The organism is uncultured Halopseudomonas sp. (assembly GCF_963977355.1).
Taxonomy (GTDB): Bacteria; Pseudomonadota; Gammaproteobacteria; order Pseudomonadales; family Pseudomonadaceae; genus Halopseudomonas.
Map to the genome: position 1 here is coordinate 1 of NZ_CAXBOV010000001.1, position 16,142 is coordinate 16,142.

Below are 16,142 nucleotides of genomic sequence, written 5' to 3' on the forward strand. Positions count from 1 at the left end.
GGGTGGGTCAAAATTGTTGGCCAGAGGTGGGTCAGATTAATTGGCCATTAACAACTTTTATCGAGCTATGAGTGAGGAGTTGGCGCAAAACCCCGTGGGTGAGGTGCTCGCTGATATTGCCAATGAGCGGGAGGCATTTGTCGCGCCTTTTGAGCAGGTGGTCAAGCAGCTGGACGAGTTGCCAGCAGAGCCGGATGCGGACAGGGAGTGGTTCGAGGAGCTGGGAGGCAAGATCGCCAAATTTCTTTCCGCCGATTCCAAAGCCGCTGTCCTGAACAAGTGTATCGAAAAGGACGAGGCTCTCTTCGAGCTGCTTGACGGCGCTGAGCAAGATGACAAGTCGCCAGAGCTCACGCGCTTGATTGACTCCCTTGAGGAGCATCTTGCTGATACCAGAACGCGTATTAGCAATTGCTAGAAAATCGGAGTTAGATGAAAACTGTGTCTACCAGTAGACATAGCCCCGAAGCAGGATGCTCCCTCCTCATTGCGGACAGTGGTGAGGTTCATTCATTGGCTGTCGTTTGGAATGGGTGACGTACAGCGAGGTAAGGTCGCCTGGCAAGGTAAGTCAAAGGATGGATGGGACTTGTGACGGAATACGCTACGTAGGGACACAGTGAGGCTCGGTCGAGCCCGAGTCGAACAACCATCGCCTGGTTCTCGATGTTTGCCGAACTCGGACCCAGTTTTGGGACGTAGTACTCTATGGCCTGCAAGGAAAAATAATCTAGCGGCCGTTGGGCTTAAAAAGCCCGCCCCCGTTGTGTTTAAAAATCCCGCCCCCGTGGCGCTTTTGAAGACGTCCAAAGTTTGCAGTACTGTCCTCAATCTGGCTGTCATTAATACTTGATAAAGGAGCTTGATCGGCGGTCTGCTCGACATTGCTCACCGGCGCACTGGCCACGTCGTGAAACTTTCTTAGGCGTTCTGCTCCGTCTTGGGCCATCGCGCTGCCTATCGATGCAGTACCAAAGATGGCCACTATTGCTGTGCTAATAACTACTTTTTTGATAAGACTAAAACTATTCATGGTGTGATTCCTTTAAGAAGCAATTCGTAAGTGATGTTGCGTGTTGACGAGATGCATTGTGCAGTAGCGGTTCATATGAATTTATCCAATTCGTCTCGAAAACATGGCATAACGTATTTAATGGTTGGCAGGCTCGCGGCGTTGCTCAGGCGTTTATTGTGGGCGCTCGCACCCGCCACGCGGTCCGTTATCGGGGTCTATACGCTGTTTGAGATAGCGGCTCAGAGCCCGTGTTATCTGTTGAAGAAAGCGCGCGGCCATCAGCCATTCGACACTGGTCGAGATGGCAGCCAGCACCGATCCAGCGACGAATATTTCAACACCCAGAAGGAGCGGCAGGCGTCTCCCATTCCTGTCAAGCACTGGGCCATATAGCCCTTGACCGATAGCGAGACCTATAAGGAAAACAGCGAGGGTCTGTTGGATGCGTCCGTCCGAAACGCCGAAGTCGCCCGCCATGGATGGCATGCCCGGCAGATACAGAGAAAATCGGGGTCAGATCGAATTTTAACGAGCCGGCAGCTGGCATGATCCTTCCGATAGGCTGAGCAAGAGTTATGTTCATCTGACCCCAATTACCAGGTGGAAATGCACCGGCTTGATGGCCATCCCCAGGCAGCAGATGATCTCAGCGGGCAGATGGAACAGCATCGCCAGGCAATGCTTGAGACGGGGCTGTCGATCGATCAGTATCGATTGGACCCTGCATGGCTGGATCGCCTGAAACAGCGCCACCCAGGCTCCTCGGCCTGAGCAGCTAGCGATAACGACCACCAGTTTTATCCTTGCGTGTTAAACGAGGGATGGGTGGCGTCTGGATCAGTAGCGTTCCAGCCAGTGCGCATAGGGTGCTGGCAAGGTCCATGACGGTTTGTCGATCTTCAGGTCCCGCGCGGCCTGATAGGTCCAGTGCGGATTCGCCAGATGTGCCTTGCCGACCATCACCAGATCAAGTTGCCCATCCTGTATCGCTTTTTCAGCTATATGCGGCTCGCCGAAGCCCCAGGCGGATGATACCGGTACACCTGCCTCTTCACGCACGCGCTGTGCAATCGGCCCCATAAAAGCTGGCGCCCAGGGAATCTTCGCGGTGGGGGTGTCGAAGCCCATGCTGACACTCATCATGTCCATGCCGGCTGCCTTGAATTGACGTGTCAGCTCGATAGATTCTTTCAGGGTCTGCTCATCGCGCCCATCAAACTCGATCACGCCGAAACGGATAGTCAGCGGCAGGTTCTGTGGCCAGACCTCGCGCACAGCTTCCAGAGTTTCCAGCAGAAAGCGGCAACGGTTCTCGAAACTGCCGCCATAGGCGTCGGTGCGCTGATTGGCATGCTCGGAGAAAAAGCTCTGGGCCATATAGCCGTGGGCAAAGTGCAGCTCCAGCCATTCAAACCCAACATTCAGAGCACGTTTGGCGGCGGCGACGAAGTCACTCTTTACCCGAGCAATATCGTCGAGGGTCATGGCGTCAGGCACCTTGGGCAGATTGGCGCCAAAGGGTATGGCGGACGGAGCAATGGTCTGCCAGCCGCGCGGATCATTGTTACCGATGTGATCGTCACCTTCCCAGGGGCGATTGGCACTGGCCTTGCGGCCTGCATGGGCAATCTGGATGCCGGCAACTGCGCCGTGGGCCTTGATGCTCTGCACCACAGGGATGAAAGCTTCGGCGAGCTGATCGCTCCATATGCCTGCACAGCCGGGAGTAATACGGCCTTCCGGCGATACCGCGGTGGCTTCGACGATCACTAGACCAGCGCCGCCGCGAGCCATGCCGGTGTAGTTGGCCATATGCCAGTCGTTGATCAGACCGTCGGTGGCCGAGTATTGGCACATTGGTGGAACCGCAATGCGGTTGCGCAATGTGACGTCTTTCAGACTGAAGGGTTGGAATAATGCAGACATTGAAACTTCCGTTGAGTAGTTGGAGATGGCTTGGTTCAGTTGTTCGATAATATTGGAACTATGGATCATAAGTAAAGCCAAGTGTATGATTCAAAGCATGCGACCTTTCAAACATCCCCCGGTGAGCGACTTCAATCTTGAGCGCGTGCTCTACGCCTTGAGTGATCCGGTGCGCCTGGAAGTCGTGCAGCGCCTTGCCGAGGTCGAAGAGGCCAGCTGTGGCGACCTTGACGGTGGTCGGCCTAAATCCAGTATGTCCCATCACTTCCGAGTACTGCGTGACGCTGGCCTGGTTTGTACCAAGAGCGTCGGCACCACGCACATGAACGCCCTGCGCCGCGCTGAACTGGATGAGCGTTTTCCTGGTTTGCTGACGGCCATACTGGCGCAACATGCGCAGGGCTAGTCACGGCTGACCGACTGCGGACCCACGACAGGTGCGACTTTGTTCTGGGTTTTCGCACGGATAACGTATGCTTAACAGCAGTTCTCGAGCGCAGTTTCTGCGTGAGTGACACCTAATGGAGATGGCGGATGCAAAGGGTAACCAGAACATTCTGGCTTTTATTGCTGGTTTTCGTGGTCAACGGCTGCAGTACCAGCCAGGCCAGTGCGAGCGAAAAATGGATCGGCCATACCGAAACCGGGCAGGCGTCCTACTACGCCGACAGGTACGTTGACAGACATACCGCCAGTGGTGAGCTTTACAATGCCGAAGAGAAAACAGCAGCCCACAGGACCTTGCCATTCGGTTCAATGGTAAGGGTAACCAATATCAAGAGCGGCAAGAGCGTTGTGGTGCGGATAAACGACCGCGGCCCCTTTGTCAGAGGCCGGATCATAGATCTGTCCCGGGTAGCTTTCGAGAGCATCGGGCGCGCCTCCGAGGGGCTGCTACAGGTCCAGATGGAAGTTATTCACTAGGGCGCCGATACCTCGGTTGCGCTTCGGTTTTTCGATACCTCAACCCCTGCTTTATCGTCTAAAAGGGCCTGTGTTGCAGCTTGCACATAGGCCTCAAGCTCCTCTTGCAAGCGCTTTGGCTTTGGCACCGCTGGTTGCAGCATGGCCTTTGGCTCGGCGCCCAACTGATACTGGTAAAGCCTGGGTTCTTCGTCGCGCGGTTGAATCAGTACGTTATCTCCGCGGATGATACCCACGGTCTGGCCTCCACCGGATGGCTTTATCACACCCATACCCTGATCATCTGTTGGCAGGGTAAGCAGGTCGCGTCCCCAGCATTGGTGTCGAACCTCGCCACCCAGTCGGCCCATGATGGTCGGTACGATATCCACTTGGGTACCGACGACGTCATTCTGCTCGCCAAAGCGCTCGATCATGCCCGGAGCGATCAGCAGCAAGGGTACATGGAAGCGCAGCAGATCCAGTTCGGTCAGCTGCTGTGGAGTGCCAAAACCGTGGTCGCCGACGATGACGAACAGCGTCTGGTCGTAGTACGGCTCATCCCTGATCTGTTCGAAGAAGCGGCCCAACGCCCAGTCGGAATAGCGCATAGCACTCAGGTGCTCGTTCGCATAGCTTCCCTGATCGGTGACCTCGTCCACGGGCAGAGTATCGGGCAGAGCATAGGGCGTGTGGTTCGACAGGGTCTGCAGCAATGCGTAAAAGGGGCGATCGGGATCGAGCTGGCGCAGCTCTATGACGGCTCTATCAAACATGTCCTGGTCGGAAACACCCCAGGTAGGGTCAGACACCACCGGGTTTACGTAGTCATTGCGGCCGATGAATCGGGTCATGCCCTGATTACCGAAAAAGCCGCGCTGGTTGTCCCAGGCAAAGTCGCCATTGTAGACGTACAGATCGTTGAAGCCGCGTGCGCCAAGCAGCTGGGGCAAACCTGAAAACTGATTGCCGCCCTCCGGCTCCTGCATCAGATATTCGAACGCAGGCAGGTTGGGAAAGCACGCCATGGTGGCGAACATGCCCTGATGAGTGTGGGTGCCGCTGGAGAAGTGACGGGTAAACAACAACCCTTCCTTGCTGAGTTTGTCGAACTCGGGGGTTATCTGCAGCGAGGAGCGGAGCGCGCCAGTGTAGTAGCCCGCAAAGCTTTCCATCAGAATCACGACCACGTTGCGGATCGGCAGGGTAGCGTCCTCGGGCGGTTGATAGTCGCGGCGCACCGGAGCCAGCTCAGGTTCTACCAACTGGTCGTGTCCGCCGAGCAGCATCTGTCGGGTGATTCCAGTCGCCTGCTCCGCAGGCATCAAGTCGACCCAGGCGTTGTCGCGGTGCTCCGAGTACTGGGCTTTGGCTGCGCCATAGAGGGTCAAGGAGGGTTTCAGTCCCAGCTGGTTGGCGAACATCGAGTCGGTAGTAAAGGCATCACCCCATCGCAGCGGCGGACCCTGGCGCAGCGTGCCTCGGGCCAATACGGTAGCGCTGAGCAGCAATAGCACCAGCACGCCCAGCCGGGCCGTCATCGCTCCTCTTTGGGTCATTCTTATTCTGTTGGCATCTGCTGGCTGGCGGGTGTGACGGTCAAGCCAGCGGAAAAGCCGGTACATCAGTAGCGATACAATCGCCAGGGCCAGCATCAGCCGTACTACAGGAAAACCGTACCAGAGCATGCGCAGCACGGTAGTGGGATCTTCCTGCAGGTATTGAAACACCAGTGCGTTCAGACGCTGATGAAATTCTCGGTAGAAGTTCAGCTCTATTACACCCAACAAACTCAGCAACAGGGCTGCCAGTGTTAGCCAGATACACTGCAATGTCCGCAGTTGCATGAGCCTGGAGCTGAGGAAAGTCAGGATCAACGGTGCGCCTGCAATCATTACCACGCGCATGTCAAAGCGCAGGCCGTTGTAGAAGCCCTCGGCCAGATCCCTCCAGGAGGCGTCTGCGACCAGCTCCCAGTTGAAGGCCAGCAATGCCACACGCAGGCATGTTAGCAACAGGGTGAGCGCAAACAGTGTCGAAAGCACAAAGAGTAATTGGCTACGCAGGCCGACGGTCGACCGAGGCAGCTCAGCGGTACCAGGAAAAGTACGCATGACTTTGGGGATTTCCATTCAGGTGGAGACGCAACAGGTGCTGTCGGCTAGATCAATATCACCAGCCAGACGGTAAGAATCATCAGCAGCGAGAGAAGCTGCGCAGCGCTGCCCATATCCTTGGCCTGCTTGGATAGGGGGTGCAGTTCCAATGAAATACGGTCAACTACAGCCTCTATAGCCGAGTTGAGCAGTTCGACGATCAGCGCCGCAAATATCACCAGCAGCAGTATGGCGCGCTCGATCGCGCTGACGTCCAGGACGACTGCCAGCGGAATCAGTACCGCGCTCAGCGCCAGCAAATGGCGGAACGCCGCCTCTCCAGTGAAGGCCGCCTGCAGACCGGCTATGGAGTAACCCGTTGCCTTGAATACCCGGCCGAAACCGCCACGACTTTTAAACGCCAGTGCGTTACTGCTGGGTGTGGGATCAGGCTTCATCTGTATCTACCTGATATTCCAGTTGTGGGTTGTGATAACACTCCAGCAGATAGTTCCAGTCTGCCTCAGGCATGCCCCCACGATGGCGTCGGAGTTGGGAAAGATCATGGTTTATTGCCTTGCTACGCAGAAGCCTGATACGGCTTTTCTCCAGATCCAGAAGCGCCACTTCCGGCACCTCTGCAGTCAGGCGGATGTAAACATGTTTGCTATACAGGCAGCCGTGTTGTCTGCGCCCGCGATGCAGCCTCTGCAGCACCAGCGCGAGGCGGCGGAGCACAGCTTTACGACCGTGTTCGTCCAGCTTGGGCGCATGCTCGGCATACCATTGGTCCAGGCTGACAAAACCGCGCAGCTCTTCGGTAATCAGCAGTGCCTGCCACCGGCCTTGCTGTTTTCGCGCAGCGCAGAAAACTCGCTTGGGCACAGTGACACCCAACTGCTCGCACGCGATCAGAGCCTGCTCTTCACGTAATACTGTCGGCAGGCCAAAGGGATGGCGTAATGAGCGAAACAGATGACCGACCTGGCGCTTGCTGTAGAGCGGTGGTTGACCGGGCTTGAGCGGTGGCAGCAGCTTGACGCCGCTCTCACCACCGCGCCGCTGGTTCTGCTCTTCGACCCACTCACCTTCCATGCTCCACCAACGTTCAAAGCCGGACTGCCTGAAGCCTGAAAACAGCCCGCTGGGCTGCCAGGATGCGCTACTCACGGGCGCACCTTACGCAGCACGTAGACGCGCCACATGGCGTAACCGGGCAAAAAATCATGGTGATTAATGATATTGAAGCCGGCCTGACGAAATTCGCCCTCGATGGTGTCGCGGCTGACCAGAAAGCGGTTCTGGTTCTCTGAACGATTGCTCCGAGCGGTGCGGCGTGCCTCCAGTCGTTTACGCTTCCAGGCCTTGTAGTTGCCATCGACCCAGAGGGAGATGATCACCGTGTCGCGGGTGACTCGACAAAGTTCATGCAGCATGGCCAGACGGTGTTCGGGGTCGGCAACGTGATGGATCAGGCGCATGCAGAAAATGCTGTCCACCGAATTGTCACCTAGATCGATGTCAAAGGCTGAGGTCTGGAATGTTTTGACCCTTTCAACTATTTCAGGTGGCTGGCCGGCTATCGCTGTTGTCAGCATGTCGGCGGAGTTGTCCGCTGCCAGGATTACGCGATTGGGTGCTTCTGCCAGCAGCGGCCAGAACCTGCCTGCGCCGCAGGGCAGATCAAGCACCAGGTTGGGCTCGCCGGCATCTTTAAGTGCATGCCGCGCCAGCTGCATATCGCGCCAGTTTGAAAGGCGACGAGCCAGCCCTGCCTGGTGCTTCTGCAGATATTGATAGGCATGCTGCTGATCATACTTCTCGGAAAATTCCAGCTTGATCGCTTTGGCTTTGGACATTACAGGGCTCTCGGATAGATTTATCCGGGCCAGAATATGCAAAGGTCGGTCAAGCGATTGTCAAAGGAGTGTCAAAATTTCGTGAAAGCGCGCTAGATCAGTGTCACCTCAAAGCAGCTCCCCTCGGTAGGCAGGGAATACATCCGCACCTCCCAGCCCTGGTACGCGCAGATGCGCTTGACCAGTGAAAGCCCCAGTCCCAATCCTTCGCCCCGTGCTTCTGAGCCGCGCACAAAGGGTTTGAAGATATCGTCCTGCTGCGCGCTGGGTACCCCCTGGCCACTATCTTCTACCCGGAAGCCGTTGGCTGACAGCAGCAGGCGTATCTCGCCTTTTGCGGTGTAATGCAGGGCATTGCGGATCAGATTGGACATGACGGTGTTGAGAAACCCTCCATGGAAAAGCACATCGTTGGGCTCTTCTACAATAAGGCGAAAATCGAGGCCCTGGTCAGCAAAGCGTGGTGCCCAGCGCTTTGCTTGCTCGTGCGCCACCTGCTCCAGTGTGGCGTTGCCGCTCAATGGGTTCTGTTTAGTGTTGGCTCGGGCCAGCAACAGAAAGGTTTCGACCAGCTCGCTTATTTCTGCGCTGGCGCGTTTTATGCGGTTTAACTGGCGTTGCTCGCGCTCATCCAGCTCAGCGGTCTCAAGCAATTCTGCAGAAGAAGCGATGACCATCAGCGGAGTACGAAGCTCGTGGCTGACGTCGCTGGTAAAAAAACGCTCGCGCTCCAGCGAGCTGCGCAGTTGTCCCAGGGTGGCATCAAAGGCTGCGGCAAGATGACCTACCTCATCCTTCGGATAATCCGGTGCGAGATGAGGCGCGAGTGTCAGCAGCTGATCGCGGTGGCGAACCTGGTGAGCCAGACGGGCCAGGGGGGCGATGATGGTGCGCGCCATCATCCAGCCGAGCAGCCAGGCAGCCAGACCGCTCAGAATGAAGCCAGCGAAAACGACTGTGAAAAGCGCAGTTTCCCGTGCCTCGAACTCGGCTTGCTCGCGCACCAGCATGAAACGTTGCTGGGGCGTATCGCGGACAAATAGGTAGTAGGCACCCGTGTCATCGACTATCTCGGCGAAGCCATCATCCAGGCCGATAAAGCTCGCTGGGATCTCGTAGCCTGGTATGTGCGAAGCAAACAGTCGGGTTTTGGCGTCCAGTCTGGGGGGCAGGCCCTGTGCCAGATCCTTGTGGAGAATGCTGTCCAGCTCCTCTGCCATACCCTGGGTAACCAGGTGTTCTTCAATAAAGTGCACAATCGCGACAATGCCCAGGGAGAAACCACCACTGACGATCAGTGTCATCAGGGTAAACGCGATGATGATGCGGCGAACCAGCGGATGCTTAGTCTTCATTGTTGCGCTCGGCAAGACAGTAGCCCATGCCATGCAAGTTGTGCAGCAGGGGCCGGGCAAAGGGTTTATCGATCACCTGGCGTAGTTGATGCACGTGGCTGCGCAGGCTGTCGCTATCGGGGAGTTCTTCGCCCCACAGGGCTTCCTCTAATACCGGGCGACGAACTACTGCCGGACTTTTGCGCATCAACACCTCCAGTAGCTTCAGACCTACCGGGTTGAGTTTGAGCGTTTTGCCCTGACGGGTGACTTGCAGGGTATCCAGGTCGTAACTGAGATCGGCTACCTGCAGTTGATGTTTGGCGCCGCCCTGGCTGCGCCGCAGTACGGCTTCTATGCGTGCTACCAGTTCGGACAGTGCGAAGGGCTTGACCAGATAATCATCAGCACCACTTTTCAGGCCTTTGAGACGGTCTTCCAGTTGGTCGCGCGCGGTCAGCATGATGATCGGGGTGTCGCGCTGGGCATCGTCGCGCAGACGCTGACACAACTGATAACCGTCGATGCCTGGCAGCATGATATCCAGCACGATCAGATCGTAATGCTCGCTCACCGCCAGATGCAGACCTGACAAACCATCCTGGGCGCAGTCCACCGTGTAGCCCTTGCCCTGCAGATAATCCAGCACGTTGGCCAGAATGTCACGATTGTCTTCGATTACCAGGATGCGCATCCATCGGCCTCATCAATTGGAACCTGTTAACTAACACTTTTTTCACAGCGCCTTAACGAGCTGCTGACAGCAGTATGCCCACACTTGCGCCAGTCTCATCAATGCGGATCATACAATGCACCTGTTCAAGTTTGCCCAAGCACGTTATCTCGCCATTATTTCCCTGGTCTGGCTGGCAATATTCATCCTGACTCGCACCCTGTTGCTATCGACTCACTTCGATGAGGCGCAGTTAGGCCTGGTCAGCACTTTGGCGCTTTACGGCCAGGGTGGCGTCTATGATCTGGTTTTTCTGCTGTATGCGCTGGTTCCAATGACCCTTTATCTGTTGCTGTGTCCGAGGAAAGTGTGGCAAAGCCGCTGGAATCAGCGACTGCTGCAGCTTTTACTTACCCTGAGCATTTTCATCATGCTGTTCACGGCGATATCCGAGTGGCTGTTCTGGGATGAGTTCAGCGTGCGGTTCAACTTTATCGCGGTCGATTATCTGGTGTACTCCGATGAAGTGCTCAACAACATTCTCGAATCCTATCCGGTTTACCCGCTGCTGGGTGTATTGGCATTGCTTGCTGTCGCTATCACCTTGAGCCTGCGTGGTGCCATGCGCCGTGTTGCATTGGCGCCCCTGCTGTCGTGGCGCCAGCGGGGCATGTTCCTTAGCAGCTGGGTGTTGTTGTTAGCGCTGAGTGTCGGCATGGTGGGACAGGATTTTCCGCGTAACAGCGGTGGTAACGCCTACCAGCACGAATTATCAGCCAATGGGCCCTATCAGTTTTTTGCAGCCTTCCGTAACAATCAGCTGGATTACGAACAGTTCTATCCTGTGTTGCCACTGAAGCAAGTCGCCGAAGACATGCGCGATGAAGTGCGTGAGCCTAATGCGGTGTTTGTGGACAGCAATCCCCTGAGCATTCGCCGGCTTATCGACAACCCTGGCCAACCCGTGCCCATGAACGTGATTCTGGTGACCATCGAAAGCCTGAGCGCTAAATACCTCGGTAGTGAAGGCGATAGCCGTGGGCTAAGTCCGGAGCTGGACGCGCTGCGCCAGCAGAGTCTGTATTTCAGCAATCTGTACGCGACCGGGACCCGCACCACGCGTGGGCTGGAGGCAATTACTCTGTCGATCCCGCCAACCCCAGGTCGCTCGATCGTCAAGCGCGTTGGCCGCGAAAGCGGTTTCGCCAGCCTGGGACAGCAATTTACCGCTAAGGGTTATGACAGCGTCTTCATGTATGGCGGGCGCGGCTACTTCGACAACATGAACGCTTTCTTTGAGGGTAATGGTTATCGCACTGTCGATCAGGTCAGAGTGCCGGACAGTGAAGTGACCTTTACCAATGCCTGGGGCATGAGTGATGAAGACCTGTATACCCAGGCCCTGAAAGTAGCTGATGCCGACTTTGCCAAGGGCAGCCCGTTCCTGTTGCAGTTGATGACGACCTCCAATCACCGACCTTACAGTTACCCGGAAGGCCGCATCGATATTGCGTCAGGCAGCGGTCGCGAAGGCGCTGTAAAGTATACCGACTACGCTATCGGCGAGTTCCTGCGCGCAGCGCGGCAGAAGCCGTGGTTTGATAACACGCTATTTGTGTTTATTGCGGACCATACGGCGGGCAGTGCCGGCCAGGAAGATCTGCCCGTCAGCAGCTACCACGTTCCGTTATTCATCTATGCGCCGCAGTTGGTAAAGCCAGCTGAGGTGACCACTCTGACCAGCCAGATTGACCTGGCTCCTACGCTGCTCGGTTTGTTGAACATGGATTACACCTCGACCTTCTTTGGCCGCAATGTACTGCGCGAGGATGCAGCGCCAGGGCGCGCCTTGATTGGCAATTATCAGCATCTGGGTCTATTTGATGGCCAGAATCTGGCGATTCTCAGCCCGCGTCAATTGATGCGTCTGCACGACGATGCGCTGGGTGACAGTCTTGAAAGTACGACCGACCAGAGCGATCCGTTGATCGCGAGGAGCATTGCCTACTACGAGGGCTCCAGCTATGCCTTCGGGCATGATTTGCTGACCTGGCATGCCCTGATGGAACCCAAAGCGCGGATCAGCCAGAGATGAGGGCGCAAATACAGGTTTCCAGACCATTCAATTTCCGACTTTGGCTGGCACTACCGCTCAGCTTGATGGCTCTGATGCTGCAACGGCAACCGCCGAGCGTTGATGCCTCCAGAAGCCTTTACGGAGATGTTCAGCATGGCGCTGTTTAAACGTCCGCTACGTTATGCGGCTTGGTTGTTGTTACCGCTGTGCATTTTGGCCATCGTGGCGCTATGGCGTCCGGATGTACTACGCAGTAGCCATGTTGATGTCCCGCCGCCTATGCTGGGCGAACAACAGGCGCGACCGACAACCTGGGCTACTCCGCTGGATGCCGGCTTTCGCTTGTATGCGTTGAGCCCTTCACTCTATCGAAGTGCGGTGCCGCAAACTGACGATCTTGTGCAGTTGCACCAACGGGGCATCCGCACCGTGATCAATCTTCATCAGCAAAGTGATGCGATATGGCTCGGCGACGATGCCATGCGCAGTATTCATATCCCTTTGCGGGGAGACCGCGTCACCGACACACAGGTCATTACTGTCTTGCGCGCCATTCGCGCAGGCGAGCAACAGGGTGGGGTATTGGTGCACTGCAAGCACGGCCAGAATCGCACCGGGCTGATCAGCGCCATGTACCGCATCGTTTATGATGGCTGGAGTCGTGAAGAGGCCATGGCAGAAATGCTTGAGGGTGGCTTTGGCACTGCCGGGCGCATGGACGATGCGGTGGGCTATATGAACCGGGTGGATGTGGATGCGGTTAAACAGGCCATCGAGGCGGGCGAGTGCAGTACCAACCCCTTGGCCTGGTGCCGTCTGACAAGCTGGTTTATGAGTCAGGCTGAGCCGCTAGCCGACTATCCGGAGGCCCTGGTTCAAAGCCGTTCGAGGACAGTGGCAACCCCTTGACCGCCGCCAATACACTGCGTGGCGAGGGCATACTGACCATTGGTCCTCTTCAGCAGGGCTGCGGCCTTTCCGGTAATGCGTGCGCCAGTGGCGCCAAGCGGATGCCCGATCGCGAGGCCACCGCCATCCAGGTTGATAGTCTCCTCGTTCAGCCCTAGCTCACGTACACAGGCCAGGGCCTGTGATGCGAATGCCTCGTTGATCTCTACTACATCCAACAGGTCTGCACTTATGCCGGCACGGGCCAGTGCCTTGCGCGTGGCCGGGACGGGGCCGAGGCCCATCAGGGCGGGATCGACACCTGCCGTGGCCATGCCCATCACACGGGCCAACGGCGCCAGACCGTGACGATATGCGTAGGCTTCGGTGGTCACCAGTACAGCGGCTGCGCCATCGGTTAGCGGGGAGGAGGTCCCGGCGGTCACCAGACCATCGGGTCGGAATGCCGGGCTCAAGCCGGCAAGAGCCTCCAGGGAGGTTGCAGGGCGAATGCAGCCGTCTTCTCTGATCAGATCTCCAGAAGCCAGGCGAATGGGAATGATCTCGTCGCTCAGCCGGCCCTCCCGACGAGCCAACGCGGCCTTGCTATGTGATTGCAGGGCCAGCTTTTCCTGATCAGCACGGGAGATCGGGTACAACGAGGCCACATTTTCGGCCGTCTCACCCATGCTGATATAGGCGTCGGTGTGCTCCAACAGTTCTGGATTGGGTGAAAAGGTCAGTCCCCCCTGGGGCACCTGGCTCATGGATTCCACGCCGAAACACAGATATGCTTCCCCCATGCCGGCCTCGATCTGCGCAGCGGCGATGTGCACTGCAGACATGGACGAGCCGCAGAAGCGGTTGACCGTCATGCCGCTGAGGCTGTTTGGAAAACCTGCCAGCAACGAAGCGATTCGCGCCACGTTGTTGCCTTGCGGCCCTTCAGGGTAGGCGCAGCCAGCTATCACATCCTCAAGGGAGGTTGGATCAATATCCAGTTGTTGGGTAAAGGCCCGAATAAGGTGAGCCGCAAGGGTATCCGGACGCATACCCGCCAAAGCGCCCTTGCGGGCAAAGTGAAAGGGTGTGCGCGCGTAGGCTGAAATCAGTGCTTTCATGGTATCTCCAGAATTATCTGTTATTCACGGACGGTAGTTGTACGAGCTGAGCCGGTTGGCGTTGGCACTGGCCAGTTCAACCATTTCAATACGTCGTTGATCATGCGGCTGTCGGCCAGGATCCGGTTGTGTCCGCCGCTGGTTAACCAGAGCGAATGGGCGGATGAGGCGCGCAGGTTTTCCTGCGCATCCGAGAGCGGCACGATGGCGTCATCTGCGGCATGGACCAGGAGGATCGGTGTCGTCATCGATTGCAGTGCGTGATCCACGCGGTAACGTTCCAGTGGCTCACCCAGCGCCCGGGTAATCTGCCTGACCATCTGTTGCAACGCGCGCTGACTCAGCCCCTGGCGCCTGGCTTGCGCGAGCGCGTAATCCTCCGCGCCGCGCGGAGCACAGATCAGCACTGCACAGTCAGGCTTGAGTCCATAGGCTTCTGCCGCCAGCGCTGTCATTGCTGCGCCAATGGAGTGGGCGATCACCGTGCAGGGTTGCTCGAGAGCTGACGCGGTTTCGGCGATAGACCTGGCCAGCAGGGGAAGCGGTGCGCTTTGACCATCGGCCTCGCCGTGTCCCGGCAGATCCAGGGCGGCTACCCGATAGCCAGCGCTGAGCAGCGGTGCCACGAATCCGCCCATGGCAAAGTGATCCCGTTCCCATCCGTGTACCAGCAGGACCAGAGGGCCTGTTCCCTTGACCCAGAATGGCACCTGATGGCCATCGACGGAGATCTCTCTGCGCTCGAAATCGTCGAATGCCTCTGTCCAGTGCCGTGTGCTGTTGTTCGGGCGAGGAGTCAGAAAGGCGCGTGCTCCCAGTGAGCCAAAGTACCCGGGCAAAAGTGCCGATATAAGTCCTGTGACGGATATTGCTGCTTGAGTTCCCATATTGCGGATAGCCATTTTTGCATCCTCTTGTAAGTTGAAGGTCGTAGATCAGAACGCATAGGTGAGGCCGATATGGACCCGGTTGGCGGTCCTGAACTGACCGAACACGCCGCTGCTGTCGCCGTAGAACAGGTCAGCTCCGACCCGCCCCGACAGAGTGCTGCTGAATTGGTAGCGCGCCTCCAGTTGAAGCAAGCCATCGGCCTCGTTGAGGCTGTGTACGACAAAGGCTTCCAGCGCCAATGCCTCGTTCCAAAGGTTGCGCCGGGCAAGCGCCGTTACCTGGGTGGTTGTTCGGTCCCGGATGATGGCGTCAGTCGATTGGGTGAGGTGGCTCTGGAACACCTGCATACTCAGAAAGGTGTTGCTCAAGCCGCTGTAGTCGAGGCCAACCACGTAGGCGAGCTCCGGGCTGTCTGCCACTGCGGAGGTTATCCGTCCCGGGTCTGCAACCCAGTATCGATCGGTCGAATAGCCCAGCTCGCTGCGTAGCGCGAAATCGCCAAACGCATTGGACAGGGTGGCGCCGAGCAGGTGGGAGCGCTCATAGGTTGGCGCAACTACGACACCGCTCTGTTGCTGTGTCAGGTAGAAAACTGCCTGGTCCTGATAGTGGTAGAGGTAGTTCAGGCTCAGATCCCAGCCATCCACAAAGCCCTTCCAGCGCACGCCGGCATCGGCGTCCCGCACGGGTCGGTCCGGGCGGTCGTGGTCAAGCAGGGTCACCGGCACATTAGCCGGTGCGCCGGGTACCAGCAGAGGCGAGCTGAACGCGAAGGCACCATCAGTTGGCGGCAGCTCATCGTAGGTCTGATCGGGAATCAGAATCAGCTGGAGCATACCGGCAGCCAGGGGTGCTTCGACGTTCAGCATCCACAGTGGAATGCGCCGGTCATCGACCTCAGGCAGGATAAATTCGCGATAATCGATAGGGTTGAGTACGTCCAATACGCGCAAGCCGTCCGCCTGTCCCCACACAACCTGCTGCTTGCCCAGCCGGATATAGGTGTCGTCGATGGCTGCGTCGATATAGGCTTCGCGCACTTCCATATCGCCGTTATCGCCCAGGTAGCCACGGCGATTCCAGTGACTGCGCGTGCGCTGGTTCGGCTGGCCGGGGGAGAGCTTGTCAACGCCATCCATGCGCGCCCTCGCGATCAGGGTCGCACGCGCTGAATGGGGAAGGTCCAGATCCCAACGCGGCGTGAGTACCAGTTCCGACTTTTGCACGCTGCCATCATCGGTCTGCAATGCGATGCCCAGATCGGCGGTGCCCTGCAGCGTGAGTGCCGTGGCGCTGCCACTCACTCCCAGTGACAGCATCAGGGCTAACGTGCTCAGCGGGCATATCTTCGAGTCCATG

Annotated in this window: 18 protein-coding genes; 6 read left to right on the forward strand and 12 right to left on the reverse strand. The window is 57.4% G+C overall.

Annotation, left to right across the window (positions count from 1 at the left end; translation table 11 throughout):
* Positions 1 to 67: 67 nt before the first annotated feature.
* The gene (locus AAC076_RS00005) at positions 68 to 418 is read left to right on the forward strand and encodes a hypothetical protein (RefSeq protein ID WP_339842287.1); all 351 of its coding nucleotides are present in this window, start codon (positions 68 to 70) and stop codon (positions 416 to 418) included.
* A gap of 312 nt (positions 419 to 730) precedes the next feature.
* On the opposite strand, the gene AAC076_RS00010 is transcribed toward AAC076_RS00005, so the two are convergent.
* Both AAC076_RS00010 and AAC076_RS00015 read right to left on the reverse strand, forming a co-directional pair.
* Positions 731 to 1,033, reverse strand: coding sequence for a hypothetical protein (locus tag AAC076_RS00010; RefSeq protein WP_339842288.1), 303 nt, complete (start codon positions 1,031 to 1,033; stop codon positions 731 to 733).
* 153 nt (positions 1,034 to 1,186) lie between these two features.
* Positions 1,187 to 1,516: an MFS transporter gene (locus tag AAC076_RS00015; protein WP_339842480.1), complete on the reverse strand. Its 330-nt coding sequence runs from the start codon at positions 1,514 to 1,516 to the stop codon at positions 1,187 to 1,189.
* 105 nt (positions 1,517 to 1,621) lie between these two features.
* Between AAC076_RS00015 and AAC076_RS00020 the strand changes: the two genes are divergently transcribed.
* Positions 1,622 to 1,786 (forward strand): hypothetical protein, encoded by a 165-nt coding sequence (locus AAC076_RS00020; RefSeq protein WP_339842289.1) that lies wholly within the window; start codon positions 1,622 to 1,624, stop codon positions 1,784 to 1,786.
* 66 nt (positions 1,787 to 1,852) lie between these two features.
* Here AAC076_RS00020 and AAC076_RS00025 read toward each other — a convergent pair whose 3' ends face one another.
* Positions 1,853 to 2,941: an NADH:flavin oxidoreductase/NADH oxidase gene (locus tag AAC076_RS00025; protein ID WP_339842290.1), complete on the reverse strand. Its 1,089-nt coding sequence runs from the start codon at positions 2,939 to 2,941 to the stop codon at positions 1,853 to 1,855.
* A gap of 97 nt (positions 2,942 to 3,038) precedes the next feature.
* On the opposite strand from AAC076_RS00025, the gene AAC076_RS00030 reads away from it, so the two are divergent.
* Together AAC076_RS00030 and AAC076_RS00035 are read left to right on the forward strand one after the other, a co-directional pair.
* Positions 3,039 to 3,347: a helix-turn-helix domain-containing protein gene (locus AAC076_RS00030; protein WP_339842291.1), complete on the forward strand. Its 309-nt coding sequence runs from the start codon at positions 3,039 to 3,041 to the stop codon at positions 3,345 to 3,347.
* Between the two features lie 128 nt (positions 3,348 to 3,475).
* The gene (locus AAC076_RS00035; protein ID WP_339842292.1) at positions 3,476 to 3,865 is read left to right on the forward strand and encodes a septal ring lytic transglycosylase RlpA family protein; all 390 of its coding nucleotides are present in this window, start codon (positions 3,476 to 3,478) and stop codon (positions 3,863 to 3,865) included.
* Here AAC076_RS00035 and AAC076_RS00040 read toward each other — a convergent pair.
* The 6 genes from AAC076_RS00040 to AAC076_RS00065 all read right to left on the reverse strand — a co-directional run bounded on the left by AAC076_RS00040 (position 3,862) and on the right by AAC076_RS00065 (position 9,827).
* A complete protein-coding gene (locus tag AAC076_RS00040; protein WP_339842293.1) occupies positions 3,862 to 5,958 on the reverse strand; it encodes an LTA synthase family protein in 2,097 nt (698 codons plus the stop codon). The two genes, AAC076_RS00035 and AAC076_RS00040, sit on opposite strands and share 4 nt — an antisense overlap.
* A 47-nt stretch (positions 5,959 to 6,005) precedes the next feature.
* Positions 6,006 to 6,398, reverse strand: a complete 393-nt coding sequence (locus tag AAC076_RS00045; protein ID WP_339842294.1) for a diacylglycerol kinase — start codon at positions 6,396 to 6,398, stop codon at positions 6,006 to 6,008.
* Positions 6,388 to 7,035: a lipopolysaccharide kinase InaA family protein gene (locus tag AAC076_RS00050; protein ID WP_339842481.1), complete on the reverse strand. Its 648-nt coding sequence runs from the start codon at positions 7,033 to 7,035 to the stop codon at positions 6,388 to 6,390. The genes AAC076_RS00045 and AAC076_RS00050 overlap by 11 nt, the downstream gene beginning before the upstream one ends.
* Before the next feature lie 71 nt (positions 7,036 to 7,106).
* Positions 7,107 to 7,799: a methyltransferase domain-containing protein gene (locus tag AAC076_RS00055; RefSeq protein WP_339842295.1), complete on the reverse strand. Its 693-nt coding sequence runs from the start codon at positions 7,797 to 7,799 to the stop codon at positions 7,107 to 7,109.
* A gap of 92 nt (positions 7,800 to 7,891) precedes the next feature.
* Positions 7,892 to 9,154 carry a HAMP domain-containing sensor histidine kinase gene (locus tag AAC076_RS00060; protein WP_339842296.1) on the reverse strand — a complete coding sequence of 421 codons (1,263 nt, stop codon included), beginning with the start codon at positions 9,152 to 9,154 and terminating at the stop codon, positions 7,892 to 7,894.
* The gene (locus AAC076_RS00065; protein WP_339842297.1) at positions 9,144 to 9,827 is read right to left on the reverse strand and encodes a response regulator transcription factor; all 684 of its coding nucleotides are present in this window, start codon (positions 9,825 to 9,827) and stop codon (positions 9,144 to 9,146) included. Before AAC076_RS00065 ends, AAC076_RS00060 begins: the two co-directional genes overlap by 11 nt.
* A 115-nt stretch (positions 9,828 to 9,942) precedes the next feature.
* On the opposite strand from AAC076_RS00065, the gene AAC076_RS00070 reads away from it, so the two are divergent.
* Together AAC076_RS00070 and AAC076_RS00075 are read left to right on the forward strand one after the other, a co-directional pair.
* Entirely contained in the window at positions 9,943 to 11,901 is a 1,959-nt protein-coding gene (locus tag AAC076_RS00070) for an LTA synthase family protein (protein WP_339842298.1), read from the forward strand.
* A 135-nt stretch (positions 11,902 to 12,036) separates the two neighbouring features.
* Positions 12,037 to 12,792, forward strand: coding sequence for a dual specificity protein phosphatase family protein (locus tag AAC076_RS00075; protein WP_339842299.1), 756 nt, complete (start codon positions 12,037 to 12,039; stop codon positions 12,790 to 12,792).
* Here AAC076_RS00075 and AAC076_RS00080 read toward each other — a convergent pair.
* Genes AAC076_RS00080 through AAC076_RS00090 form a run of 3 tightly spaced genes read right to left on the reverse strand, consistent with a single transcriptional unit; the run spans position 12,759 to position 16,141 of the window.
* Entirely contained in the window at positions 12,759 to 13,892 is a 1,134-nt protein-coding gene (locus AAC076_RS00080) for a thiolase family protein (protein ID WP_339842300.1), read from the reverse strand. The two genes, AAC076_RS00075 and AAC076_RS00080, sit on opposite strands and share 34 nt — an antisense overlap.
* 20 nt (positions 13,893 to 13,912) lie before the next feature.
* On the reverse strand, positions 13,913 to 14,794 hold the full coding sequence (locus AAC076_RS00085; RefSeq protein ID WP_339842301.1) for an alpha/beta fold hydrolase: 882 nt from the start codon (positions 14,792 to 14,794) through the stop codon (positions 13,913 to 13,915).
* Between the two features lie 33 nt (positions 14,795 to 14,827).
* Positions 14,828 to 16,141 carry a DUF1302 family protein gene (locus AAC076_RS00090; RefSeq protein WP_339842302.1) on the reverse strand — a complete coding sequence of 438 codons (1,314 nt, stop codon included), beginning with the start codon at positions 16,139 to 16,141 and terminating at the stop codon, positions 14,828 to 14,830.
* Position 16,142 lies beyond the last annotated feature (1 nt).

Excerpts from the sequence above, each read along its gene's own strand:
- AAC076_RS00005 (WP_339842287.1), top strand. The coding sequence starts at position 68 with ATGAGTGAGGAGTTGGCGCAAAACCCCGTGGGTGAGGTGCTCGCTGAT.
- AAC076_RS00010 (WP_339842288.1), bottom strand. The coding sequence starts at position 1,033 with ATGAATAGTTTTAGTCTTATCAAAAAAGTAGTTATTAGCACAGCAATA.
- AAC076_RS00020 (WP_339842289.1), top strand. The coding sequence starts at position 1,622 with ATGCACCGGCTTGATGGCCATCCCCAGGCAGCAGATGATCTCAGCGGG.
- AAC076_RS00025 (WP_339842290.1), bottom strand. The coding sequence starts at position 2,941 with ATGTCTGCATTATTCCAACCCTTCAGTCTGAAAGACGTCACATTGCGC.
- AAC076_RS00030 (WP_339842291.1), top strand. The coding sequence starts at position 3,039 with ATGCGACCTTTCAAACATCCCCCGGTGAGCGACTTCAATCTTGAGCGC.
- AAC076_RS00035 (WP_339842292.1), top strand. The coding sequence starts at position 3,476 with ATGCAAAGGGTAACCAGAACATTCTGGCTTTTATTGCTGGTTTTCGTG.
- AAC076_RS00040 (WP_339842293.1), bottom strand. The coding sequence starts at position 5,958 with ATGCGTACTTTTCCTGGTACCGCTGAGCTGCCTCGGTCGACCGTCGGC.
- AAC076_RS00045 (WP_339842294.1), bottom strand. The coding sequence starts at position 6,398 with ATGAAGCCTGATCCCACACCCAGCAGTAACGCACTGGCGTTTAAAAGT.
- AAC076_RS00050 (WP_339842481.1), bottom strand. The coding sequence starts at position 7,035 with ATGGAAGGTGAGTGGGTCGAAGAGCAGAACCAGCGGCGCGGTGGTGAG.
- AAC076_RS00055 (WP_339842295.1), bottom strand. The coding sequence starts at position 7,799 with ATGTCCAAAGCCAAAGCGATCAAGCTGGAATTTTCCGAGAAGTATGAT.
- AAC076_RS00060 (WP_339842296.1), bottom strand. The coding sequence starts at position 9,154 with ATGAAGACTAAGCATCCGCTGGTTCGCCGCATCATCATCGCGTTTACC.
- AAC076_RS00065 (WP_339842297.1), bottom strand. The coding sequence starts at position 9,827 with ATGCGCATCCTGGTAATCGAAGACAATCGTGACATTCTGGCCAACGTG.
- AAC076_RS00070 (WP_339842298.1), top strand. The coding sequence starts at position 9,943 with ATGCACCTGTTCAAGTTTGCCCAAGCACGTTATCTCGCCATTATTTCC.
- AAC076_RS00075 (WP_339842299.1), top strand. The coding sequence starts at position 12,037 with ATGGCGCTGTTTAAACGTCCGCTACGTTATGCGGCTTGGTTGTTGTTA.
- AAC076_RS00080 (WP_339842300.1), bottom strand. The coding sequence starts at position 13,892 with ATGAAAGCACTGATTTCAGCCTACGCGCGCACACCCTTTCACTTTGCC.
- AAC076_RS00085 (WP_339842301.1), bottom strand. The coding sequence starts at position 14,794 with ATGGCTATCCGCAATATGGGAACTCAAGCAGCAATATCCGTCACAGGA.
- AAC076_RS00090 (WP_339842302.1), bottom strand. The coding sequence starts at position 16,141 with ATGGACTCGAAGATATGCCCGCTGAGCACGTTAGCCCTGATGCTGTCA.